Here is a 24,968-nt window from a genome sequence, read left to right on the forward strand (position 1 = left end):
GGGGGGGCGGATGCAACAGGCATGCGTCGCGTCGAACCAGTGCACTGCGGGTCCGAACAGTCAATTCATGCGAAATGCGGCGACGTAACGGTCGCCGCATGCAACCGGACAACAGCTCGCACGCTGGGCGCGGCGATCTATTCGCTATCGGCCATGGTGGGCGCGCCGATCAATAGACACCGCGCCGATACTGCAATGGCGACGCGCCCATTTGCTGCTTGAACAGGCGGCTGAAATGCGGGCAGCTGCTGAACCCGAACGAATAGGCGATGCCCGTAATACTCAAATTACTGGGGCCTCGCAGTTCCTGCGCGCACTGTTCTATGCGGCGCCGCCACAGGTAGCCATTCAGGCTTTCCCCGTTCCCGCCTTTGAATGCGCGGTAAATCGTGCGCTTGCTCCAGCCCAGGGCGCGCGAAATTGTGTCCGGGGACAACTTCGGATCGCGTAGATTGCGCTCGACGAACTGCAACACCATCTCACGCGACGGCCGATTAGGTTCCAGCTGAGGCTTGGCCGCGGTAGTTTCCTTCAGAGCCAGCCCCAGCAGCTTGATCATGGCTTGCGCAAAGAACTGTCCACTTTCCGGGTTGCACAGGTCGGGCTCGTTGAACAAGCGTTCGACGAAGCTGCATGCCAGACGTTGCATCGGTGCCGGCCCACAGCGCCGGTGCGACACGACTCCCTCCATCATCCTGGTCGCCTGCCGAGGCTTCTCGAACCAGATGAAATGCTGTTCGACATTTGATGGATTGACGATGCTCAAATCCTGCTCGATGGACAGCGCTAGCATCTCGCCCGCCCTCAGCTCCAATGGCACGCCATCGTGCACCAACGTACTGGTACCCTTGCACTGCAGTGCAATCAGGACGTGGGGATCACGCCTGACGGCGCCGCCGAGCTTCAACTCAAGCGCGTGTGCGCTAGCCGATACCTTGGATATATGCAAATCGCCCAAACGCAGTTGGCTGATAGCGCCTTGCAGGGCCGATTCGGAAGCGCTCAAGGAACACTTGTGCCGCCCGGGCGCCTCATCGATCTCTGCACCGACCGACCGCGCCATCCATTCAAGCCAACGGTGCACGCGCTCGCAAGGATGAATCTGCGAAGTTGAAAACGAATTGAATATATTCAGCGATGATGCAGGCTGCACGTCCGGTGCGCAATACGAAGGTTCCATCCGTGCTCGGCATGACGTATTCATCCCATCCGGCCTCTCAGGAATCAGGTTGTGGGCACGGGATGCTAGGCAGGCTTTGCGTCCATTCCATGACAACATAAAAAACAAAAGTACGGTAAATTTTATTAGGTAATAGCAGCTAGCCCCGAGCGACTATCGCAACTAAATTTTAATCACGCCATTACTGAAATATCCATATTTGCAGATTAATTCCTGATGCGTGCTCGGAAATTAAATTAACGCGAATGAACTGATTTCATTTAACCAATGTATTGACGCCCGCCCTGACGCCAGCCAAAAGCATGGATGCGTGTCACAGAAAATTCTTATTGGCAGATTATGTTTGAGCCTCAAGTTCTGAGCGCAGCTTGCACTGAATTTCTCTCCACATCGGCGCGAATGCAGACGGATCTGTTTTGGAAACAGCACACATGCGTTTGCCGAGATGTATTTTCGTCAGCAATGCCGCGTATTACCCGATGGCATACGGAGCGTTCAATGACCGATAGCGTCCAACAACCCGATAGCGCTCCGCGCTACCACAAGATCGACCACATCGCGCTGGCGGTAGATGACCTGGAAGCTGCAATCACGCTGTTCCGCGATCAACTCGGCTTTGTGTTGACGGGACGACGCCACATCACCGGCAAGACGACCGGCATGCACTCGGCCGAGATGCAGCATGGCGATCTCATCTTCGTGCTTTGCCAAGGCACCGAACCGCAATCGCAGGTGTCGCGACTGATCGCCCATCACGGCGTGGGCGTCGCGCATATCGCCCTGCGCGTCGACGATGCCCACGCCACCGCCAAGCATCTGCGTGAACGTGGTTTGGCCTTCGACACCAACGTGATCGAAGGTCAGGGGCTGCGACAAATCTTTTCCAATCGCAGCGAGCTGACTGGCCTGAGCTTCGAATTCATCGAACGCAATGGCGAAGTCGGTTTCCAAGACGCATCGGTCAACGAGTTGTTCGAGCAACTGGAGCGCAGTGGCGCGTATTGAGCGACCACCTCGCATCCCAGGAGCCAGCCGATGGCAAGCACACAGACCGACCAAGCAGTGGGTAGCGACCGCCTGGACGTGATGACCTTCCTCAACGAGGTGTCTTCGCGCCACCCCAACGCCATCTCGTTCGTTTCAGGACGTCCGACCGACAGCTGCTTCGATCTGCAGGCATGGATGCGCGCCGTCCCGCGCTTGGCTACGCATCTGGCACAGCGTCATCACATTCGCCAGGCAGGTGCGCTCGATCTGATCGCACAGTACGGAACAACCCAGGGCATCATTGAGGACCTGGTCGTGGCCCAACTTGCCGCGGACGAAGGCGTAGCGGCCAGCATCGATCGCATGCTGATCACCGCAGGCTGCCAGGAAGCGTTGCACTTGTGCGTCACCGAACTGTGCCGCCAGCCGAACGACGTCGTGCTGGTCCGCAATCCGACCTATATCGGCATCACCGGTGTGGCCGACAGTCACGGGATCACCATCGCCGCATTCAATCGCGATGGTCGCGCCGACGCAGAGGCGCTGGCCGAGACGCTGGGCGCGCTACACGCCGCTGGCCAGCGTGCGCGCCTGCTCTATCTGGTGCCGGATTTCGACAACCCCACTGGAACCGTGCTACCCCGCGATCAGCGCGAGGCGATCATGGCGGTGTGCGCCGCGCACGGCGTTTTGATCCTGGAAGACAATCCATATGGGCTGTTTGCCTTCGAAGCAGAACGCGTCCCCACCATGCGCGCACTGGACAGCCATGGTTGCGTCATCTATCTGGGCACCTACTCCAAGACGCTGTGCCCAGGCCTGCGCGTTGGCTTTTTGGTGGTGCCACCGACGCTGTTCGGCAGTGCGGCAGCGGCACGCACCCTGCACCAGGCGCTGACACGGCGCAAGAGTTTCGGCACGCTCAACACCAGCCAGGTCACGCAAGCCGTCGTCGGCGGAGTGCTGCTCGAACACGGCTGCAGCTTGGCGCCATTAATCCAGGCGCCGCGCGCCCTGTACCAGCGCAATCGCGACCGCATGCTGGAATGCCTGGCCCACGAACTCGGTGCGCTAGCGCCGCAGATCCATTGGAATGTTCCGGCAGGCGGCTTCTTCCTGATCGTTACGCTGCCGTTCGTGTTCGCCGCCGAAGAAGCGGCGTCTTGCGCGCGCGAGTGCGGCGTGTTGGTGATGCCGTTGTCATTCTTTGCGATCGACGGCAGTTGCCGCCAGCAAGTGCGGCTTGCCTACAGCAATGTGGCAACTGAGAGAATCGCCGAAGGCATCGCGCGGTTCTCACGCTTCGTGCGCCACCGATTGCATGCGGCCGACAGCCTGCGCCAGCTGGACGCCTGCCCTTCGCTATAAATCACCGAATCCTGCGACATCCGCTAATGCGCAGGAGCCAACGCAGGCCCGGAGTCAGCAGACTCGCTATGGAGCTTGCGTTGACGACATGACGCTGCGGTGCTTGCGCAGCTCGCGCCAGCTGGCAATGGGCCAGCGTCATGCGATCAATCCACCACGACTGAACGATCGATCTCTGCGATACGGGTCCGTCCGCACAGTGCCATCGTCAATTCCAGTTCGCGCTGGATCAGCGTTAAAACCCTTGCAACGCCCTGCTCGCCCAACGCACCGAGCCCATACAGCCATGCACGGCCGATATAGGTCCCGCATGCCCCAAGCGCCAGCGCCTTGAGCACGTCCTGGCCGCAGCGGATGCCGCTGTCCAGGTGTACCCCGGCGCGGCCCGCCGCGAGCTCGGCGATCGCCGGCAGGGCGCGAAGGCTGGACACCGCCCCATCCAGTTGCCGCCCGCCGTGATTGCTGACTACCAGTGCGTCGGCGCCGGCCTGCAACGCCTGCCGCGCGTCTTCCACATCGAGAACACCCTTCACTACCAACGTCCCATCCCAGCGGCTTCTGATCCATGCCAGATCATCCCACCCCAGGCTGGCATCGAACTGGCGGGCGGTCCACTCGGCAAGCGTCTGCAGATCGCCTCCAGCAGGCACGTAATCGACGAGATTGCCGAAGCAACGGCGGCGCGTCCGCAACAGTCCCAGTGCCCAGCGCGGATGGGTCAGAAAATCCAGCAGCACCTCAGGCCGTAACCGGGGAGGCACGCTCAGCCCATTGCGCAGATCGGCATGGCGCTGGCCCAAGAACGGCACATCCATCGTCACCATCAAGGCGTCGCAACCGGCGACGGTCGCGCGTTCAATCAACGCTGCAACGACACCTCGGTCACGCAGTGGATAGAGCTGGAACCAGCACGGCTTGCGCACACCGGCGCACACCTGCTCCAACGAGCAGATGCTCATCGTCGACAAGACGAACGGCACGCCGAACGCCTCGGCTGCGCGCGCACCGAGAATTTCGCCATCGGCATGAATCAGGCCAGCCAACCCGGTCGGCGCCAGCGCGACCGGCATCGTCACCGCATGCCCAAGCATGCGCGTCGCTGTACTGCGCTGCGAAACATCGCACCCGACGCGCTGACGCAGCGAACATGCATCGAAATCACGACGATTCGCCTGCACGGTCGATTGCGACCAACTGCCGGCGGTCGCATAGTCATAGAACATGCGCGGCACCCGGCGACGCGCCAACGCTTGAACATCATCCAGGCAGGTCAGGGTTCGCATCGGACGATGCTAACGCGCGTGGATGACGGAAATACAGCATCCATGCCCAAGCGTTGCCCGTGTACCGACCGACGCCATCGCAGACAACCGCGCGGCACAGCGAGTCAAGACACGGATCAAGCATCGTCTTAAAAAAGGTCGGTTATTCACCGCTCGGCACCTCACCCTGGCGTGGCGTAACGCACGGCGCAGCGCTACGCGTCCAGGGCCGCTCGGAATGCAACGTGGCCACTCGTTGTTCGCGGCGGACGTTCTGCTAGGCACCACCGAAACATGCTGGACCCACCGCGCAGTCCCGGGGCCGCACGCTGCTGTCACGACTTGGAATCGACATGATCGACCCGCGCCAACTGTTCCAGCACCATGAATCCAATGTGCGCAGCTATTGCCGCACGTTCGACGCGCTCTTCGTCCGTGGCGCGGGCAGTGAGCTGTTCGATGCACAGGGACGTCGCTACATCGACTTCCTCGCAGGCTGTGGCGCGCTCAATTACGGTCACAACGATCCAGACATGACCGAGGCATTGGTGGCGCATTTGCGCGAGGGCGGCCTGGCGATGTCGCTGGACCTACACTCGCAGGCCAAGCACGATTTTATCGACAACTTCGTTGCACACATCTTGCGTCCGCGCGGCTTGCCCCACCGGCTGCAATTCACCGGCCCGACCGGTGCCAATGCCATCGAGGCTGCGCTCAAGCTGGCACGCAAGCGCACAGGACGCCACAACATCATTGCCTTCAGCAATGCGTATCACGGCTTATCGATGGGAGCGCTGGCCGCGACGGGCAGCCGCCACCATCGCATGGACCTGCTGCATGGCGGCGTCACCCGGCTACCCTACGACGGCTACCTTGGCGGCGAAGTCGACAGTGCCGCCCTGCTCGACGCGCTGCTGGACGATCCTTCCAGCGGGATCGACCCGCCAGCTGCCATCGTGCTGGAGCTGGTTCAGGGCGAAGGCGGACTCAATGTCGCGTCCACACCCTGGTTGCATCGGGTATTCGCCGCCGCTCGCCGTCATGGTGCGCTGACGATCGTGGATGATATCCAGGCTGGTTGCGGACGCTGTGGAAACTTCTTCAGTTTTGACGACCAGGCGCTGGTCCCCGACCTGATCACCTTATCCAAATCTCTATCTGGCTTCGGCTTGCCGTTGTCCCTGCTGCTGGTCGCACCGGAGCACGATAGCTGGCTTCCTGGCGAGCACACCGGCACCTTTCGCGGCAACAACCACGCGATGCTCACCGCGACCGTGGCGTTGCGTAAATTCTGGGCAGACGATGCGCTTCGCACGCAGATCGACAGACGCGGTCAACTCGTTGCCCAGGCACTGACACGCATGGCTGCGCACGTACCGGAAGCGCGCATCAAAGGGCGCGGCATGTTCATCGGGCTTGACATGCGCACGCGCGAACGCGCCGCCGTCGCAAGCGCTCGCGCATTCCGCAACGGGCTGGTCATCGAAACGGCAGGCGCACGCGGGGAGGTCCTGAAGGTCATGGCCCCATTGACCACACCGGATGCATTGCTGCACGAGGGCCTGGAGATCCTGTCGGATGCTGTTGTCTCGGCATGTGGCTGAGATGCAAAAGAAGCAGAACAAGTTCGTCACCACACCTGTGTCGCGTCTTCATCGTCCCAACCATCTATTGCCCTGACCATCGCCAGCCGCCCGGGTAGTCTCGCCTCCACTGTCATGGCATCATCCGCGCAAGGGAAAATTGCAAACGGGGATTACATGGAAGTGAGCATGAGTAAAGCGGCGGGCGTTACGCCTTCCGCAGCAGGTTTCTGGCCGCGCTCGGCAGCGTTTATTGTTGATTGTCTGGTGCTGGCGGCGATCGGCGTACTGGCCGGCCTGGTGCTGGCAGAGGTATTCGTGCGCCTGGGCGGCTACGCAAGGCTACTCGGATTCGTCATTGCACTGACCTACTTCGGCGTCACGAATAGTGTGCTGTGCGGCGGCCAAACACTGGGCAAGCGCCTTCTCGGTGTGCGTGTGGTCGGCAAGACCGGCGCTCTACTGACGCTGCCGCAATCGCTGTTACGTTACTCGGTGCTGGGTATTCCGTTCTTCCTCAACGGCACCCAAATCGACAGCTCCGCAGCAACGTCGCCGATGGGTTACGTATTGTCGTTGCTGATTTTCGGCGGGGCGCTCTCGATCATCTACCTGTATGTCTTCAATCGCCAAGGTCGCCGTTCGCTGCACGATCTGGCGGCGGGAAGTTCAGTGGTCATGGCGCAGGTTCCTGTCGCCGCGGTCAGGCCCATGCCGGTGAGACACGTGCATCTGATCGTGGTCTGTGTGCTGCTGATCATCGCCGCGATACTCCCGGTGTTCACCGCACAGCTCGCAGAGAGCGATGACTACAAAGACCTGTTGGTAGCGCATAAAGCCGTCAGTGCCGTGCCAGACGTGCGTTCAGTCATGCTTGTGCACAACACGTTGCTCGGCACGCCGAATGGCCAGTCAGTCGTGGTGCAAGTGAACCTGTCGGAACGGCGCCTCGAAGACGCCACGCTGGCTGCGCATATTGCCAAGGTCGTCCTCGCCAACGACAAAAAGGCAGCCGCGATGTCGGCGATTCACGTCACGCTGCTCTATGGCTATGACCTGGGCATCGCATCATCCTGGAATTCCAGGAGTTACCAATTCACGCCAAAAGCGCTAGGAGCAAGTAGCCGTGTCGAGGCGCCAAGGTAATCAGGAATTGGCCTTGCGTGCCTTTTCATGACCGAAAGATGGCAATGCCGAACTGGTGAGTCTTTCCCATCGTTGCACGATGGTGATGCCACACCGCTTCAGCGCAGGCGACACATTCACTAATCAGGGACCCCAGAGTTCCGCCGCAGCCCCATAGCGTCGACACAACCAGGTATCACCAGGCTAGCGCCACCCATGGCCTCTTGACGCTGGAAGACTATTGAGAAAGCTGGGAAAAGGCTTTTCCGCCAGCGATGCCATCGCGTTGAAGCCTACGGCCTCGTGGCACACTGCAAGCTTATGCCGGGGCCAGCGGCAAAACTTCCAGCTGCCTGAGGAAGCTCGAAAAACCGCCGAGTGCACGCGCATGCCGGCGGGCACTGGTCAAGACAACCGCGCGTGGCGACCAGGCGATCGGGGCTTTGATTGCCTGCAATGCGCGGACAAGCGCAACGTCTTCGCTGCAGGTCAATGCAGAAAATCCGCCGCACTGTTGATACAAATCCGCGCGGACGCCGAGGTTGGCACCGTGGATGCGGCCGTGCCCTTCTCTGGTTGCCTGTGTCTGTTCGAACTTACTCCGCACTTCGTCGGAGTAGTCCAGCCAGTCCTCCACTTCCACCACGCCACAAAACACGCCGGCGCCTGCCCTGCGTTGTTCGATTAACCAATCCGCCGGAACGCGGGAATCGGCATCGGTGACTGCCAGCCAGTCTGCGCCCAGCGCAATGGCTGTGGACGCGGCCGCGGCGCGGGCGATGCCAACACCGCCCGGCAGCGGCACATCAACCACACGCGCCCCCACTGCCAGTGCGAGCTCGGCGGTGGCGTCCGTACAGCGATCCACGGCGACGATGACTTCTACCGGTTCGTTCAAGTCGGGGTGTGAGGCAGCGCGGAAGACCGATCGGAGACACGCAGCCATGCACTCGGCTTCGTTATGCGCCGGAATGATGACGGCGATCATCGCAGTCCTTCTTGCTGTGCGACCGATAGCGGTTGTGCCGTCCATGCTTCGAGAAGAAAGTCGCCGTCTTCATAGCGATACGCCAGAGGAAGCGTCAGCAGGCGTGCACTATGTGCATGCACCGCCACGCCGTCCTGTTGCGCCTGTTCGAACGGATGCTTCCAGTGACACGCCACCAGAAGTCCATCTGGAGTGAGTGCGTCCTGGATGCGTACGATCAGGTGTTCCAACTCGGCTGCAGCGAGGTAGTAGCCGACCTCACTCAACACGATCAGGTCGAAATTACCCGCCGGCCATTGCTGCGGATGACACGCTTGGAGAATCTCGACATGGCTGCATTCGCCCACGCGCTGTTTGGCCTGCTCGATCGCGGCTGCGGACATGTCGGTTGCCAACAAGTACTCACAGCGGGCAGCCAGGCCGCATGTCGCCTCGCCATTGGAACAGCCCAGTTCCCATCCACGTGCGAACCTTCTCCTGGGCAAGCTTGCCAGCAGGATGTCGCGCTTGCGCGTCTCGTACCAACGCGTTGTATAACCGAAGGGGTCGGGCTGTTGGTAGATGCTATCGAAGTAGTCGGCGTTGGCCTGGACATTCATGGCAGATAGACCTCAAAGTCGCGCCGAAATCTAGCCAGCGCCCAATCGGGAAGGATGGGATTGCGCAGCGCGGGAGTGACGTGACCGGTCTGCGTTTTGAATGCATAGATCGCGCGCATCTTTGCGGCATGGGAAGCGGGTGGAAGTGCAAGACGTGTTGCCGACGCCAGCACCTGACTGGCGTGTGGGTCATCCCAGTGCCACGCCCAGACCGGAAATTGGATCAGCCGCGCTGCGCAGGATGCGACTGCGCGCGTCGCTGCATCTGCGCATGCTTCGTGATCGGGATGTCCATCGCGTGCGTAGGTCACCAACACCGCATCGCTTGGTTTGAGCAGATCGACAAGCCGAGCACCAAGTGCAATCACACCTGCGCGCACTTGACCATCTCCCATATCCAGTCTGACGACGTGTTCCGGATCGACACCCAGACATGACAGCGCATGCCGCAGTTCTTCGCGGCGCGCTGCGGCAAGCCGCGTTGGCGGCCAGGCGTCTTCGTCCGGATAGGCCGCTTCGCCGTCCGTGACGGAGACGATCAACACCTCTCGCCCCGAATCGATCGCCATCGCAAGCAGCCCGCCGCATCCCAGCACCTCGTCGTCAGGATGCGGGGACACCACCACGACCCGGCGCGCGTGACCAAGCAGCTGCTCAACGGTGGTCGTCGGCAGAGCATTCAACTGACATGAGGCGTTCCAACGCGCTTCGGTGTTGCCCTGTCCTTCGATATGCTCGCCTCTCAAAGCAGCCATGGAGCGACCTCGCGTGCGTGGAGCTGCTCACCCAGCCATTGCTCATCTTTTTCGCCATGCGATTGGCGGATGAAGGCAGCAAGGTCGGCACAGCGCTGCGCATGTTCGGCGTCGCAGCACAGGGAAACAGGGCCCAGTGCGAGTGCGGCACGCTCGATCACGTCGCGACAGATGCGATCCATCAGGCTGCGCAGCTGGATGACTGCGAACTGATGGCTTTCCGTCGGGGCGCTATCGATCCTATTCGCCAAGTCTTGCAGCAGTAGCCGTGCGGCTGACAGCTGCGCGTCGATGGCGCCCAAATGCGCTGCGCAAAATGGGCTGTGCATCACCCGGGGCGAGCAACGTACATGCTCGGCAATCGCTGTTGCGGCGCCGTACCAGCACGCAGCGATCCCCGCCCCTCCGTGCCAGAAGCCCGGCCGCCGCAGATAGAAGTCCGGCTCGGCAAGCACCACGGCAGGCGCGTTCTTGAACAGCCCGTTGCCGGTAGGAATGCCGACCATGCCAGGGCCATGCCACTGGCTTGCGTCGAGCTCGAACTGGCCTTGCGTCAGCGCGACCGCAGCAAGTGGATGCTGATCACCGTTTCTGATGGTCACCAGCGCATGCGTCACCACTTCAAGCTCTGCACTACACCACGGTTTGACGCCAGACACGCTGCATGTCGTCGTGTCATAGGCTACCGTATCGCTTGGACCACCGGCAGCCCATACCGCCCAAACTGTCCCTATCGGCGGTGCTGGATTGCCGGCCTCGGAAAAAATGGACAAGGCATCGTAGTGCGCTTCCAGCACCTTGGCCACTGGCAAGCTCTCGGCGCCAAATCTGCTTAGTGCCTGCCAACGTCTACGCGTCTGCCCGGAACCTGGATGGGGAAGCACGGGAATCGTCCGCACATGATGTCGAACGCGTTGCGCAAGCATTCCATCTGGCGATCGTGGAAGCGTGCCCGGCAGGTGATCACGGGCAGTGGATGACTGAGACATTCGCCAACCTAGGCGTTGCATCGTCAATCCGGGGTGAGTCCGTGCGCATGCGCTGAACACATCGAGGTGACATTGCGTTCACTGCTGCGGCACCAACGCAGCCGCAAAGCGAACGCGGCCCATGCGTGAACTTCTTGTGGAATGTTTGCATGGCGCCACGTCGAGCGCCGCTTACGTTCGCCCGCAAACACGGCAAGGCACGCTCGCGGCAGCACTTCACACGGCGTGATCTTGGCCCGTCATCGATGCTCCCTGCCCGCTTATCCAGTGTTGACGTCGTCGCGGCGGGGAGCGGCGACTACCAGCGGCCTGGTGCGTGGCATGCCAGAGCCGCATTGAGCGGCCCCAACTGGGGACGCCGACCGCCCGACAAAATAGATCATGTATGATGTATTTTTTCGGAGAAAGGTGCATGACTCGCCGTGTACTCATTACAGGTGCCAGCGTAGCCGGCACGACCACTGCGTTTTGGCTTGCCCGGTCGGGATGGAATGTGAGTGTGGTGGTGCGCGCGCCGCCGTTCCGCAATGGCGGTCAGAACGTTGATGTGCGGTGTAATGCACGCGAGCTATTGCGTCGCATGGGCCTGGAAGCGGCGGCACTCGCGCGTAGCACTCGCGAGCGCGGGACAGACTGGGTCACCGACGCCGACCGTGTGGTGGCACGCTTCGAAGCGGCGGATTCCAGCAACGATAGCGGTCCAACGGCGGAGCTCGAAATCCGCCGTGGCGACATCGCGCAAATTATGTATGACGCGGCGTTAGAAAAGGGGGCGAATTTCCGCTTCGACGACACCATCGTCCGCGTAGAGCAGCGCGATGGCGGCGTGCAGGTGACCTTTACCAGTGGCCGTCAGGAACGTTACACATGCGTCGTGGTGGCCGAAGGCGTTGGTTCGCACGCCCGTGAACTGATCTTTCCGGGCGAAAACAGGCCGCGCCGGATGGACATGACCATCGCCTATTTCAGCATTCCGCAACGCGCCCACGATAGTGCCTACGCGCGGCAATACAACGCGCCGGGAGGACGAGGTAGTGGTGAAGCCGGCACGCGATGGGATGTTGGGCGTCCACCTTGGAATCCAGAAGCGGCCAGACAACGAAAATACCTGGAACGCAGCGCAACAGCGCGCCTTCATCCATGCGCAGTTTTCCAGGCTGGGGTGGGAATTTCCACGCATTATCGAAGCGATGGAAGACGTCGACGATATCTACTTCGACGTGCTGCGTCAGGTACGCATGCCGCGTTGGTCCAATGCGCGGGTGGTGCTGACTGGCGACGCAGCATGGTGTCCCACGGCGCTCTCTGGTATCGGCACCACGCTGGCGATCGTGGGTGGGTATGTGCTCGCCGGAGAGCTTGCCAAGGCGGATACGCCTTCGGCGGCATTTTCGCGCTACGAGCACATCACGCGACCGTTCGTCGAAGAGGGGCAGAACGTCCCCTAGCTGCTTCCACGCCTGCTGTGGCCGCACACGCGTCTTGGACTGGCGCTGCTGCGCGGTGCCATGCATATCGCTAGCAGACCGCTCTTCAACAAATTCATGACTGATCGTTTCGCGCGGGACTCCAGATCGATTGTGCTGTCGCGCTATGAGTAACTCGCTAAGGTGACAGCGATGAAGTCACATCCACCGCAGCAGGCGAGCGAGCTAGGTGTTTGTGCGTGGTCGGTGATAGTGCTGGGATTAGAGGCATATTCTGGTCGCGCGTAGAGACTCAATGGTGCCGTTACCGAAACTGGTCGCGGCACTACCTCAGTGCGTCGTCCACATGCCCTGACAGCGTGCTGATTAGACGCGAGCCGTGAAGCATCGGCTGCGTGTGTCTCGTGCGGCTGTCACCCACTACTGTCCGGACCGCCATTGACCTATCTCTGGCTCTTTGTCGTGTCGCTAATTGCTGCCACGCTGCTGCCTGCGCAGTCCGAGGCCATGTTGGTTGCATTGCTGCTGGACGGCGGATCTGTTGTTGGCCTGACGATGGTTGCGAGTTTTGGCAACGTGTTGGGGTCGTTGATCAATTGGTGGATCGGGCGCGAGGCGCTGCGTGCCGTACTACCTCTGCTGGTGGTTGCCAAGACCGCACGCTATGCCGTCATTGCATGGGCGACGCTTGCGATTGCCTCGTGACTGCCAGCCCGAGCAGATGCCGCCTGGCCTGACGTACCGGATTCCACTGCGCACGAGGGCTTAACGCGACCCACCTATGCTATCGGCGCTGCAGGGTAGCTGCAGCGCATGAGCGATACGACAAAGGAGAATGTATGAAGCAGCTACAGACGATGATACTGGCGGGTTGCCTGGTGGCGCTGAGCCCGATGGCCTACGCCGAGGTTGCCAACCTGACCAACAGCGCCGATGGTGCCAATCGCGACGCGGGCATTGCGGCAGTGAAGAAGAAATTGCAGGAAGCCTGCACATCGCGCAACGGCACGCCGGATCTTGGTTCGTTTGAAGTGGTGTTCGAAAAGACCAGCAAGAATCCGGACGTTCCCAAGCCGTACTACGTGGACGGAAAGCTCAAGTGCGATCTGCCGTAACAGGCGCGGTTCGATGTGAACCCAACGCGCTGGGCTGACCGACTGAGACGCGACTAGCAAGACGCCCCTGCATTGCTGGGGCGTCTTTTTTTACGATCTCGATATGCATCAAACGAGCACGACCCGCTTCAAATGCCGGTACTGAACTGCGCCGCGCCAGGTCTCCGTGAACCGCTCGACAGCAGCGGCGTTCGTCAGGAGCAGATTGCTTCTGCATCGATGACCGTCCTGCCCGGGACTTTGACGCGAGCGCTTACTGACTCACACCAGACCTAGCTGCGACCGCGCCACGTCCAGTGTTGTCATGATCTGCATAACCTCCTCGAGCGGATGCAGCGGTGATTCTTTCAGTCCCTGCCCGATATAGCCGGCAGCTGCGGTGGCTTGCCAGGAGAGCCCGCGATAGCCGTCGATGCCGGTGGTATCGGTCCAGAGTATCGGTGCGGTGGCGTCATCATTGCCTGCCAGACGCAACGTGGTCGGGTTATGAAAGTCGCCAGCCAGATCGATGCGGCCCACGCTACCGGTGACATAGGCGGTCGAGCTGCTACGGGCCACGATGGAACTGATGAGGGTGGACTGCGCGTGCCCGCCATGCGACAGCACCACGGTTGAATACGCATCGACACCGGTTTGGGTCAGTGCGCCAACGGCCGTGATTGCGCTGGGCGCGCCGAGAATCATTGAGGAAAACTGCATGGCGTAGACGCCCAGATCGAGCAGCGCGCCGCCGCCCAGTGCTGCGTTGCGTTGCCGATGCAGCGGGTCGCGTGGGCCCGACTGGCTTAGATCTGCAAACACGTGCCGGATATCGCCCAGCGCTCCATCGGACAGCAGCTTGCGCACTACAGAGGTGTGGGGCAGATAGCGGCTCCACATGGCTTCCATCAAGAAGAGTCCGCGCGCACGTGCCTCTTGCACCAGCACGCGGGCATCTTGCGCGCAGGTAGTGATGGGCTTCTCAATCAAGACATGCTTGCCCGCGCGCAGTGCCAGCAGGCCATGTTCCAGATGTTCGCTATGTGGCGTCGCAACGTAGACGATGTCGACGTCTGGGTTGCAAACAAGTGCCTCGTAGTTATCGTAGGCATGCTCCATCGCCCAGGTATCGGCGAAGGCTTGGGCACGCGCGCGGTTGCGTGAGGCCACCGCGAATGGACGCTGCTGAGTGTTGCTACGCAATGCACCTACAAAGGCAGATGCGATCTTTCCCGGACCCAGTACGCCCCATCGCAACACGGGTTCGCCTTGGCCTGGCAGGAACAGATCCGGCGTTGGGAATGTCGTTGGCAGCATGATGACGTGCTCTGCATCGGTGATGCCACGATGCTAGCAAAGCGCGGGTTACGTACACGACGAGGCATCGGGCGTGGTTCGCGTGAAAAGCATCAGTGCCAGATTAAGCGCAGTACGCTTCAGCGCATGACAACGTGTCCGATCGGTATCGCGACCAATTGGAAGCAGCGCCGAAGCAGCCGGCTGCAGTTTTCCATCCTGGACCTTTCGGCACCAGGATAGAAACTGCATGGATGGGTCTGCTTACTGCGGCGTCGCGGCCGCAGTTTCCGGCGTAACGCGCCAGATGATGTTGGCCAAATCGTCGGCAACGATCAATGCACCGCGCGGGTCAACTGTGACACCAACCGGGCGTCCACGGGTTTTGCCATCTTCGCCATGGAAGCCGGATACGAAGTCGATCGGGGCGCCTGCCGGGCGACCGTCGCGGAACGGCACGAACACCACCTTGTAGCCGACAGGTGGGTCGCGGTTCCAGCTGCCATGCTCACCGACGAACACGCCGTCGGCGAACTTGGCGCCCATTGCGCTGGACGAAAACGCAACGCCAAGTGCCGCGACATGCGAACCCAGCGCGTAATCCGGCACGATCGCCGATGCCACCTTTTGCGGGTCCTGCGGCATCACGCGGGTATCTACGTTCTTGCCCCAATAGCTATACGGCCAGCCATAAAAGCCGCCTTCGCGCATCGAGGTCAAATAGTCGGGCACCAGGTTGGGGCCAATTTCATCACGCTCGTTGACAACCGCCCACAACGCCCCGCTGCCCGGCTGGATGGCCAACGCAGTGGGATTGCGGATGCCGGTGGCGTACGGCTTGTGCGCCCCGGTTGCGGCATCCACCTGCCAGATCTGTGCGCGGTCGAGCTCGACGGCCATACCGCGCTCGGTGATGTTGCTGTTGGAGCCGATGGCCACATACAGGTACCGACCGTCCGCACTGGCGGTGAGCGCCTTGGTCCAGTGGTGATTGATGGCCGATGGCAGATCGGTCACCTTGCTCGGTGCACCGCTGGCCTTGGTCTGGCCCTGGCGATAGTCGAAGCGCAGCAGCGCGTCCTGATTGGCGACATAGAGCGCATTGCCGATCAGCGCGAGCCCATAGGGCGCGTTGAGCTTGTCGGCAAAAACCGTCTTCAGTTCATAGGTGCCATCGCCATCGCCGTCGCGCAACAAGGTGAGGCGATTGCCGCTCTTGGCCTTGGACGTGCCCTTGGCCTTGATCGGGCCGGCAATGATGTCCTTGGGCTTGAGGCTTGGCGCAGAGCCGCCGCGGCCTTCGGCCACCAGGATGTCGCCATTCGGCAGCACCAGCGTCTGGCGCGGAATGCCGAGGTCGGTCGCGATGGCGGTGATGCGATACCCCGCCGGCACGCTCGGCTTGCGGTCACCCCATGCGGTGGGCTCGGCGATCGTCATGTCGGGCAGTACCCCGCGATCCGGCGCCGGCAGTTCCGGCGTGGCGCCGTGCTGATCGAGCTCAGGCGCTTTGCCGCAGGCGGCCAGCGCTGCAGCAAGGATGGAGACTGCAAGCACATGTGTGTAGCGGCTCATCGTGCACCTCCGATGCGCAGCCCCGACAGCCCCGCCCAGGTGGCGACCAATGCGAACAGCGTGGCGATTGCCGACAGCGTCAATGCCGCCGGCATGATGGCCCAGGCATCGCGCGCATGATGCAGCGCATCGAAAAAGCCGACGATCCAGGTTGCCACCAATGCGATCACATAGACGACGTTGCGGCTGCCGCGCACAAGCCCGACGATGGCGGCCACAAGCGCGATGGTGGTCACCACCATGGCCCCGACCAACAGCCAGGACGCGAAGTTGCTCCATTGGATCTGGTAGCTGCTCCAGTAGGCGTAGTCGCTCAAGAGCGCGCCAAGAAACAAGGGCCACACGCCGCCGAGCACGGCTGCATGGAACGGATGGATGGCCCAGCGACGGGGCGAAACGACGGCTGCGTTCATGGTGGACTCGTTGAGGCAATGGCGAAACATGCACCGATGCTGCCAGCTGGCGTGTGATGAGCAGGACGATTTTGCGTGCACCGCCTCTGCCCAGGGTATGAATGCACTGTTGCACGCGCCGGGTCGTTGCGCGGTTGCGCCTGGCGATGCTCGAAGGCCACTCGGCACCGTCTGGTGTCGGCATCCATCAGTGCTCACTCGCGCAGTTCGACCAGACACCTCGCCGCTCATCCCGCCACATGACCACTGGACCGGCACACCGACCACAGGTCATAGAGTGCTCGGTGCAGCGAGAACGCGCTTTTAGGCTGGCCGCATCCACTCAGGGAGCAGGCAGATGAAGACGATCGGAGCAGTGATGCTGGCAGCGGCATTGAGCGCAGCCGGGGTAGCGCGTGCTGCACCACCTGTGGTGGCTGCGCCCGCCACCACAGAATTGGCACGCGAGGCGGATGCATTTTTCAAGGGCAATCAACCCGGTGGCGTGGTGCTGGTCACGCGTGGCGACACGGTCTTGCTGCGCCGGGCGTACGGCATGGCCGATATCGAAAACGGGCTGGCGATGCAGCCGGATGCGACGCTACGGCTGGCGTCGATGAGCAAGCAGTTCACCGCGGTGGCCGTGTTGCAGCTGATCCAGGCAGGCAAGCTGAGCCTGGACGCGACGGTGGTGTCGCTCGATCCGGCGCTGAGCGGCCCGCTGGCACAGGTGACCGTGCGGCAGCTGCTCACCCACACCTCGGGCATCAAGAACGTCAGCAGCATCGCGGCCTCGCGCGCAGCACGGCGCGACGACACCGATGCGCCGCGCCTGATGAACTACTTCAAGGACCTGCCGCTGGAGTTCGCTGCGGGCACCCGGTTCGGTTACAGCAACTCCAACTACATCGTGCTGACCCATCTGATCGAACGTCTCTCCGGTCAGTCCTATGCTGCCTACCTGCAGCAGTCGCTGTTCCAACCCCTGGGCATGCAGCACACGCGCTACGACAGCCACCTGGCCATCATCGGCAAGCGGGCCCATGGCTACCGCCGCAGCAAGGGCGAACTGCAGAACGCGGACTTCATCAGCATGACGCAGCCGCAAGGCGCCGGTGGCCTGATCAGTACCGTGGACGACCTGGCCATCTGGCACCGTGCATTACGCGACGGCGTGCCGGTGCCCGCATCGCTACTGGCGCAGGCGATGCGCAAGACCGTGCTGGCCGATGGCAGCGCCTCGCCTTACGGATTCGGCTGGATCATCGGCCAAACCAATGGCATTGCCGACGTCGAGCACGGTGGTTTCATCAATGGCTTCAACAGCTACGTGGTGCGCCTGCAGCAGCCGGACGTCTTCGTCACCGTGCTGACCAATGCGGAGTTTCTGGATCCGACCACGCTCAGCGTGCGCCTGGCGGCCATCGCCGCAGGCACGCCCTATGCACCGGCGCTTGTGGCGCGTAACGACGCCCGGGCGTGGCTCGGCCGCTACCGCTTTGCCAAGGACGACGTACGGATACTGGCCAGCGTGGACGGCGCGTTGCAGCTGCAACGCGAAGGCGAGGATGCGCTTGTGGTCACGCCGCATGCCGACGGACGCTACTACCTGGGCGACACCCTGGACGCATTGAGCTTTGCCGTCGACAGCAGCGGACGGGCTGTCATGACGCTGCACGACCGTTTACTGGGCGACAGCAGCGGCATCGGCGAAGTGGCAGCAGGCGCTGCGCGCTAAAGGCTGAGCAGCTCCCGGAACCGCACGCTCTGCCGACGTGAGATGTCCACTTCCAGCCCGCCACGCAGGGTGAGCATCAGCCCCCCATTGCTCCACGGCGCCACCTGCTCCACGAAATCCAGATTGACGATGTACTTGCGGCTGGCGCGGAAAAATTTCTCCGGCGCCAGCTGTGTTTCGATCGCACCCAGTGGGCGATACAGCAGCGGCGAGTGGTTCTGGAAGTACACGCGGCTGTAGTTGCCCACTGCCTCGATCGCACGGATGTCACGTGGCTTGACCAGAAAGCAGTGTTCGCCATCCTTGATGAAGATGGCGCTGTCCATCGCGCGCCGCACCGGCGCGGTGGGTAAAGCCTCGCCCACCTTGGCGATGGCCTGCGCAAGCCGCTGCGGCGCGATCGGTTTGAGTAGGTAATCCACGGTGTTGTAGCCGAAGGCCTTGAGTGCGTGGGCGTCGAATGCGGTGGTGAAGATGATGCGCGGCACCTGGCTCAGCCGCTCCAGCACATCGAACGCATTGCCGCCGGGCAGATCGATGTCCAGAAAGACCAACGCCGGTGCGCTCGATTCGATCAGCTCCACCGCGGCATCCACGTCACCGGCATGCCCCAGCACGCGTATCTGCGGGTGGCCCTTGAGCTGATGCTCCAGTTCGAAACGGGCCAGCTCCGAATCCTCCACGATCACTGCATCGATCACGCACCACCTCCGATCCAGACCTGCGCAACCACGCACCCGCCCTCTTCCTGCAGGCCCAGGCCGGCACCTGCACCGAACGACAGTTGCAGACGTTGCCGCAGATTCGCAAGGCCGGTGCCGCTGCTGCCGGTGTGCTGCAAGCGGCCGCTGTTGCGCACATCGATCTGCAGACGCGTGCCCTGCAAGGCGATCTCCACATGCAGCTGGCCCCCGCTGCTGCTTGGCCCCAGACCATGCTTGATGGCGTTTTCCACCAGCAGCTGCACGCAAAAACGCGGGACCTGCCGCGGCAACGCACGCGGGTCCAGCTGTTCGGTGTAGCGCAGGCGTTTGCCCAGCTGCATGCCGACCAGGCCCAGATAATCGCGCACCACCGCCATTTCGTCGTCCACCGTGACCAGGGCTTCTTCGCCGGCGCTGAACTGGTAGCGCAGCGTGCTGGCAAAACGCGTGAGCTGTTCGCGCGCCAGCTCCGGATCCATCAGGATGAGCGCGCGGATGTTATTGAGCGTGTTGAAGGTGAAGTGCGGGCTGATATGGCCGAGCAGCCGCTGCAACTGCGCCTCCTTGAGCGCCAGGCGCAGGTCGTTCTGATGGCGTGTGGCCTCGGCCAGGCGCGTCTGCCTGCTGATCGACAGATACAGCAGACTCCAGGCGATATAGGCGGGAAACAGCAAGGGTGTACTGGAGATCATGGGCTGCGCGTCATGCAATGCCGTCGTCGCCGGCGACAGATCGCGCAACAGCCACAGCACGCCGTGCACGGCGAGATCGACGCCGACCGCCATCGCCATCGCCAGGCTGCCGACGAACAGCAGCCCAAGCCAGCGTAGCTCGCCATACCCATCGGCCTGCAGCCTGCGATACAGCCAGCGCAGCACGAGGCTACCCAGCAACCCGCCCATGCTCAGACCGATCACTGCAGCAAGCTGAAGCGCGTCGGGCACCTGTTCTTCGCTCGGCCGCGCCAGGTAGGCGATCGCCAGGAACAGCGCCCATCCCAAGGTCTGCATCAGCCAGAACATGCGTCTTACCCCGCGCATGCGTGCCGCCTTCCTGCATCGATCAAACGCGTCCGCTCCGTTGGCGCTCAGGCAGGACATTCCTGCTGAAGGCTGGCGCAAAGCATAAGGCGGCGCGGGATGCGGTGCATCACTCATGCAGAAACGGTGTCCCATCCCGAGGCGTCTTGCATCTGCGCCAAGCGCTGCGCGCTTGCGCCGTTACCGCCACGCGGCAATGAGCGCATTTCACAACTGCATGCGGTACACGCGACTGGAATGGCGAGGCGGATACAGCATGCTGGCGCCATCCCCTGTCCAGACGCATCGCGCTGCGTGCATGGCCCATCGCGCAGCCGCCCAGGCTTGCGGCTTGCGCATCACACAAGCAGACAACGCTTGGATGTCAGCGCAGCGCCCCCTTAGATCTGGATCTGTGAGACCGACCACTGTGGTGCATCGGCCTCACGTGCGCGCGTGGTGGCTGCGTCCTCGGCGCGGTCGCTGTTTGTGTGGTTGCCCCTCCCCCGCGTCAACACGTCCTCTGGAGTCCATCGGTATGCCCATCTCTGCAAGTCTATCGGCCCGACAGCAAGCCATCGCACCGATTGCCGCGTTTGCGGCGACCGGCGATATCGACCGTTTGACCACTGCATTGGAGGCAGGCCTGAACACCGGACTGACCATCAACGAATGCAAGGATGCTGGTACAGGTCTACGCGTACGCCGGCGTTCCGCGCAGTCTCAATGCGCTGTCGGCGGTGATGCAGCTGGTTCAAGCGCGGCAACAGCGTGGCCTTGCCGACGCGCAGGGCGAGCTACCGGGCCCGGTGCCGACCGGCCCGGAACTGCTTGCGTTGGGCACCGCCAATCAGACGCAGCTTGTTGGAGCGGCGGTGTCTGGGCGACGTGAACGCCCAGGCCCGCGCGTGCAGGTAGTGCGGGCACGGAGCCGGTCTCCACGCCGTGCCGTGCATGAAGACTGCCGGCCCTGGCTGAGCAGATCGCTCAAACCTTTACAGACTCGACTCACCGCCTTGCGCGATACGCCTGAAGCCGAGGTCACCGGCGTCCGCGCCAGGCGGGCTGAACCTCTGCAGGCTTCGAACGCTGGCTATGCGAAAAGCTTGTCCGCACCGCCCTCCCCTCGAACTGGCCCAAGAAACCCACCAAGGTTGCAAGATCGGATAATTGAATAACACCCAGATCATCCTGGGCGCCCCCGAAGGCGGTAACTTTTAAAAAATCCTCCAAAAATAAACTAAATTATTCAAATCATTCATTTTGATGCAACCGATTGTGCAATTGACGCCTTTTGACGTCGAATTTCGCACAATCGGACGAGGTCGCTCGGCGTAGCGCGGGGGCGTTCTTATCGCAATGACATCGGAAGACAATTTTCGTTTTGACAGTTTAAACCACCGTTGCACGCAAGTTATTCAAAATTCCGCCGCGTACAGCAGAGTCCGTTAGAGTGCCTAACTACCGGTTGAATTCGCTACACGGCGTGAGGAATTTACCCACATCTTTGACATGATTCCCTGATTACTCGCGCTCTTCATCGCATTTAGGATTTTCGCCCTCCGCGAAATGTGACGGATTATTGTTGCGTTCGGTTTGACATTTTTTTGCGTTTTGATCTGCTAGCCACTTTTTAATCCGATATCGCTATGGAACGAATCGGAGTTGCCCATCGCACGATCTTTTTCTCTGAATAGCAACTGTCCATTCAGACTTTAGAGTTAATGGCTAGCGCCGTTAAACAAACCGCAAGCACACGGCGAGTGCATCAGCGTATTTGCCGAGTGCTCCGGCAGCACAAGTCCGAGAGGACGGACCGCTGCAGTTTGAAGTGAATAACACGTGAAATTAAACGCCTTCGTTGGTGACCACCAGCGCTGGGACCTTCTGCGCCAAATTTCAGAATCGGCAGTAGCGGCGCGCCTACAACGGAATCGACAACGCTTATGAATCGCTCGCTACTAGCAACCACCATCGCCTCCTGTCTTGTCCTGACCGCCTGTGGCGGCGGTGGCGGTGGCGGCAACGTCCGCAGTGAGCCCCCGCAGAGTACGGTGATTGCGCCGGCACCTACGCCGACCACCCCGGGCACCACGTCCGATCCGCTGCCCAAGACCGCGCCGGCTCCGACGCCAGCTCCGCCCCGCTATCAAGGTGTGGGCAGCAATCTGCTGGTGCCGACCAATGCGGATCTGGCGCAGCAGGCCGGTGCCAAGGGCAAGGGCGTGAAGCTGGCAGTGCTGGACGACAACCTGGTGCCGAGCTACACGCCAATCAGCGGCAAGGTCGACAGCTTTAACGATTACACCGCCAGCCCGGGCACGCCCGAGTCGTCGGCCAATGCCTTGCGCGGCCACGGCACGATTGTGTCTGCGCTGGTGCTGGGCTCCGCGCAGGACGGCTTTGCCGGTGGCGTTGCACCGGATGCAGACCTGTTCTATGCGCGCATCTGCGCAGAAAACTCCTGCGGCACGCAGCAGACCCGCCGCGCTGCGGTGGATCTGGCAGCCGCTGGCGTGCGCATCGCCAACCTCTCCATCGGTGCGTCCTATCCGGATGCCGCCGCCAGCGCCAACGCTGCACTGGCCTGGAAATATGCACTGACCCCGTTGGTGCAGGCCGACGCGTTGATCGTGGCCTCCACCGGCAACGAAGGCGCGGCGGAAGCCTCCTACCCGGCCGCAACGCCGGTGCAGGAGGCCAGCGTGCGCAACAACTGGCTGGCCGTAGGCGCAATCAATATCGACAGTGCCGGCAATGCCGCCGGCTTGACCAGCTATTCCAATCACTGCGGTGCCGCTGCGCAGTGGTGCCTGGTCGCGCCGGGCAGCTACACCGTCCCGGCCCTGGCCGGCACCGAATTGGGCGGTCAGATTGCCGGCACCTCGTTCTCCACCGCTGCGGTCAGCGGTGTCGCCGCACAGGTGCTGGGCGTGTATCCATGGATGAGCGCCTCCAACCTGCAACAAACCTTGCTGACCACCGCCACCGACCTGGGCGACCCGGGCGTTGACGCGCTGTACGGCTGGGGCCTGGTCAATGCGGCCAAGGCGATCAAGGGTCCGGGCCAGTTCGCAAGCAGTTGGACGGCCAACGTGAGCTCTGGCTACGACAGCACTTTCAGCAACGACATCTCCGGCGTGGGCAGCCTGACCAAGGGCGGCGCCGGCAAGCTCACCCTGAGCGGCACCAACACCTACACCGGCGGCACCACCATTCTCGATGGCGTGTTGTCGCTCACCGGCAGCCTGCGTTCGGATCTTTTAGTGGCTAACTCGGCCACCTTCGAAGCGCGCGGCGGTGTCATCAACGGCAACTACAGCCTGGTCAACTCGACCGGCACCACGGCCATCGAACTGGGCAAGGGCCTCACCGTCACCGGTCAGGCCAGCTTGAAGGGCAATCTGCTGTTGCTGCCGGAAGCGGCCGGCTACACCGTGGGCAGCACCGAAAAGATCGTCAAGGCCGGCATCCTGCAAGGCACGTTCGACCGCGTGCAATACGCCAATAATTTCTTCTGGACCGCGACGCTGTCCTACGACCCGACCACCGTCACCGCGACTCTGACCCGCAACGCCTCCGCTGCTAGCGCACAGGCGGCCGGTGCGCCGCAATCGGTGGTCAATGGTGCGAATCAGGTCGACTCCTTGGTCAAGGTGCTGGATACGCGGGTTGCTTCGGGCGACACCGACAATCTGGGTGGCCTGATCAGCGCCACCGGTTCGCTGATTGCAGCGTCCGATGCGCAGGTTGCCGCATCGCTGCCGACCCTGGCCGGCCAGGTGCACGGCATCGAACGCACGCTGGGCTTCCAGTCCGCGCTCAACGATGCACGTGTGGCTGCCGACCGCCTGCCCTATCTGGCTGATACCACCACGCTCACCACCTGGATGCAGGGCAGCTATCTGGACGGCGATCTGAGCCGCAGCGGTTTCGATTCGGCCGATTACACCCAGCAGGCGACCACCTTCGGCGTGGACCTGCCGATGGGCAACGCCGGTACCATCGTCGGTGCGGCCCTGACCTCCGGTCAGGACCGTGCGCACATCGCAGCCTCGTCGAGCCGTCTGCGCTCGGATCGGTATGCGATGACCGCCTACCTGTACCAGCCGATTGGCCAGGCGTATCTGTCGGCGCTCGGATCGTACGGCATGAGCAACGTCGAGACCGAACGCAATGTGCAGGCCGGCAGCATCGGCGAGCGCTTGCAGGACCGTCGCCACGACACCAACTGGTCGGCGCGTGCGGAAGTCGGCCTGATGCCGCATGCCGGGTTGTCGCCGTTCGTGGCCGCCGGCGTGGTGAGCCAGACCCAGGATGCCTTCAGCGAAGCGTCGGTGACCGGCCTGGGGTTGAGCGCGCATAGCGACACCATGCGCGCAGGTTATGGCGAGGTGGGCGTACGCGGTCATCTGGCACACGGCAAGTGGGGCTTTGATGGTCTGGTGGCATATCGCTCGCTGCTGGGCAATCCGAATTCCGACTTCTCCGCCTGGTTCACCGGCTTGCCGGAAGCGCGTTTCAATGTTGCCGGCGAGCCTGTGTCCAAGCAGTCGCTGCGCGCCTCGGTTGGCGTGCGTTACCAGCTCAACGATGCGTTCTCCATCTACGGCAACGTGGGCGCCGAGCGCGGTCGTTCGGACGCCAACAGCATCAATGCGAACGTCGGTCTGCGCTGGCAGTTCTGATCGCAGCCGCTGCGGCCGCGCTGCAGCCTACGCGGATGATGCTGTCATGCACGCTGTTGTGTGACAGATAAAAGAAAGGCCCCGGCATGTCCGGGGCCTTTTCGTTGATGGCCTCATGCGACCGCACAGCTCTGGAACGCCTTGGCTGACACGGCGTCTTGCGTACCGGCTGCGCGCACACGATACGAAGGTATATCGA

Annotated in this window: 19 protein-coding genes and 1 pseudogene; 9 read left to right on the forward strand and 11 right to left on the reverse strand. The window is 62.0% G+C overall.

Translation table 11 applies throughout. The features are described 5' to 3' along the window. Positions 1-169 precede the first annotated feature (169 nt). A complete protein-coding gene (locus tag M0D43_RS00025; protein WP_252163061.1) occupies positions 170-1,180 on the reverse strand; it encodes a helix-turn-helix domain-containing protein in 1,011 nt (336 codons plus the stop codon). Positions 1,181-1,678: 498 nt separating this feature from the next. Here M0D43_RS00025 and M0D43_RS00030 point away from each other — a divergent pair, with 498 nt between their 5' ends. After that, positions 1,679-2,185: a VOC family protein gene (locus tag M0D43_RS00030; RefSeq protein WP_252163062.1), complete on the forward strand. Its 507-nt coding sequence runs from the start codon at positions 1,679-1,681 to the stop codon at positions 2,183-2,185. 30 nt (positions 2,186-2,215) lie between these two features. Further along, on the forward strand, positions 2,216-3,535 hold the full coding sequence (locus tag M0D43_RS00035) for an aminotransferase-like domain-containing protein (protein WP_260807635.1): 1,320 nt from the start codon (positions 2,216-2,218) through the stop codon (positions 3,533-3,535). 146 nt (positions 3,536-3,681) lie between these two features. On the opposite strand, the gene M0D43_RS00040 is transcribed toward M0D43_RS00035, so the two are convergent. Next, positions 3,682-4,818, reverse strand: a complete 1,137-nt coding sequence (locus tag M0D43_RS00040) for an alpha-hydroxy acid oxidase (RefSeq protein ID WP_252163065.1) — start codon at positions 4,816-4,818, stop codon at positions 3,682-3,684. Positions 4,819-5,150: 332 nt separating this feature from the next. On the opposite strand from M0D43_RS00040, the gene M0D43_RS00045 reads away from it, so the two are divergent. Together M0D43_RS00045 and M0D43_RS00050 are read left to right on the forward strand one after the other, a co-directional pair. Then, positions 5,151-6,401 carry a diaminobutyrate--2-oxoglutarate transaminase gene (locus tag M0D43_RS00045; RefSeq protein ID WP_252163066.1) on the forward strand — a complete coding sequence of 417 codons (1,251 nt, stop codon included), beginning with the start codon at positions 5,151-5,153 and terminating at the stop codon, positions 6,399-6,401. 114 nt (positions 6,402-6,515) lie between these two features. Continuing rightward, entirely contained in the window at positions 6,516-7,526 is a 1,011-nt protein-coding gene (locus M0D43_RS00050; RefSeq protein WP_252163067.1) for an RDD family protein, read from the forward strand. Positions 7,527-7,824: 298 nt separating this feature from the next. Here M0D43_RS00050 and M0D43_RS00055 read toward each other — a convergent pair whose 3' ends face one another. From M0D43_RS00055 to M0D43_RS00070, 4 genes are read right to left on the reverse strand one after another with little or no spacing between them, the layout of a single operon-like run. After that, entirely contained in the window at positions 7,825-8,493 is a 669-nt protein-coding gene (locus M0D43_RS00055) for a glycosyltransferase family 2 protein (RefSeq protein WP_252163068.1), read from the reverse strand. Beyond that, positions 8,490-9,092 carry a class I SAM-dependent DNA methyltransferase gene (locus M0D43_RS00060; RefSeq protein ID WP_252163069.1) on the reverse strand — a complete coding sequence of 201 codons (603 nt, stop codon included), beginning with the start codon at positions 9,090-9,092 and terminating at the stop codon, positions 8,490-8,492. Before M0D43_RS00060 ends, M0D43_RS00055 begins: the two co-directional genes overlap by 4 nt. Then, positions 9,089-9,847: a PIG-L deacetylase family protein gene (locus M0D43_RS00065; protein WP_252163070.1), complete on the reverse strand. Its 759-nt coding sequence runs from the start codon at positions 9,845-9,847 to the stop codon at positions 9,089-9,091. Before M0D43_RS00065 ends, M0D43_RS00060 begins: the two co-directional genes overlap by 4 nt. After that, positions 9,835-10,353, reverse strand: coding sequence for a dehydrogenase (locus tag M0D43_RS00070; RefSeq protein ID WP_252165154.1), 519 nt, complete (start codon positions 10,351-10,353; stop codon positions 9,835-9,837). Before M0D43_RS00070 ends, M0D43_RS00065 begins: the two co-directional genes overlap by 13 nt. Before the next feature lie 895 nt (positions 10,354-11,248). Between M0D43_RS00070 and M0D43_RS22005 the strand changes: the two are divergent. The 3 genes and pseudogenes from M0D43_RS22005 (at position 11,249) to M0D43_RS00095 (ending at position 13,378) form a co-directional block, all read left to right on the forward strand. Further along, positions 11,249-12,437: pseudogene (locus M0D43_RS22005) on the forward strand (FAD-dependent monooxygenase). 264 nt (positions 12,438-12,701) lie between these two features. Next, positions 12,702-12,968: a YqaA family protein gene (locus M0D43_RS00090; RefSeq protein ID WP_252163071.1), complete on the forward strand. Its 267-nt coding sequence runs from the start codon at positions 12,702-12,704 to the stop codon at positions 12,966-12,968. A 134-nt stretch (positions 12,969-13,102) separates the two neighbouring features. Beyond that, the gene (locus M0D43_RS00095; protein ID WP_101364048.1) at positions 13,103-13,378 is read left to right on the forward strand and encodes a hypothetical protein; all 276 of its coding nucleotides are present in this window, start codon (positions 13,103-13,105) and stop codon (positions 13,376-13,378) included. Positions 13,379-13,639: 261 nt separating this feature from the next. Here the strand turns inward: M0D43_RS00095 and M0D43_RS00100 are convergent, their stop codons facing one another. The 3 genes from M0D43_RS00100 to M0D43_RS00110 form a co-directional block, all read right to left on the reverse strand. Then, positions 13,640-14,674, reverse strand: coding sequence for a Gfo/Idh/MocA family protein (locus tag M0D43_RS00100; protein WP_252163072.1), 1,035 nt, complete (start codon positions 14,672-14,674; stop codon positions 13,640-13,642). Between the two features lie 243 nt (positions 14,675-14,917). Beyond that, complete coding sequence (locus tag M0D43_RS00105) at positions 14,918-16,228, reverse strand: PQQ-dependent sugar dehydrogenase (protein ID WP_252163073.1); 1,311 nt, start codon at positions 16,226-16,228, stop codon at positions 14,918-14,920. Continuing rightward, on the reverse strand, positions 16,225-16,641 hold the full coding sequence (locus M0D43_RS00110; RefSeq protein WP_252163074.1) for a hypothetical protein: 417 nt from the start codon (positions 16,639-16,641) through the stop codon (positions 16,225-16,227). Before M0D43_RS00110 ends, M0D43_RS00105 begins: the two co-directional genes overlap by 4 nt. A 337-nt stretch (positions 16,642-16,978) precedes the next feature. Here M0D43_RS00110 and M0D43_RS00115 point away from each other — a divergent pair, with 337 nt between their 5' ends. After that, positions 16,979-18,358, forward strand: coding sequence for a serine hydrolase domain-containing protein (locus M0D43_RS00115; RefSeq protein ID WP_252163075.1), 1,380 nt, complete (start codon positions 16,979-16,981; stop codon positions 18,356-18,358). On the opposite strand, the gene M0D43_RS00120 is transcribed toward M0D43_RS00115, so the two are convergent. Together M0D43_RS00120 and M0D43_RS00125 are read right to left on the reverse strand one after the other, a co-directional pair. Beyond that, complete coding sequence (locus M0D43_RS00120; protein ID WP_252163076.1) at positions 18,355-19,059, reverse strand: LytR/AlgR family response regulator transcription factor; 705 nt, start codon at positions 19,057-19,059, stop codon at positions 18,355-18,357. The genes M0D43_RS00115 and M0D43_RS00120 overlap by 4 nt on opposite strands. After that, positions 19,056-20,102, reverse strand: coding sequence for a sensor histidine kinase (locus M0D43_RS00125; protein ID WP_252163077.1), 1,047 nt, complete (start codon positions 20,100-20,102; stop codon positions 19,056-19,058). The genes M0D43_RS00120 and M0D43_RS00125 overlap by 4 nt, the downstream gene beginning before the upstream one ends. Before the next feature lie 1,925 nt (positions 20,103-22,027). On the opposite strand from M0D43_RS00125, the gene M0D43_RS00130 reads away from it, so the two are divergent. Further along, positions 22,028-24,769, forward strand: a complete 2,742-nt coding sequence (locus M0D43_RS00130; RefSeq protein ID WP_252163078.1) for a S8 family serine peptidase — start codon at positions 22,028-22,030, stop codon at positions 24,767-24,769. Positions 24,770-24,968: the final 199 nt, after the last annotated feature.

Origin of the sequence: Xanthomonas prunicola (assembly GCF_025266575.1) — a bacterium.
Lineage (GTDB): Bacteria > Pseudomonadota > Gammaproteobacteria > Xanthomonadales > Xanthomonadaceae > Xanthomonas > Xanthomonas prunicola.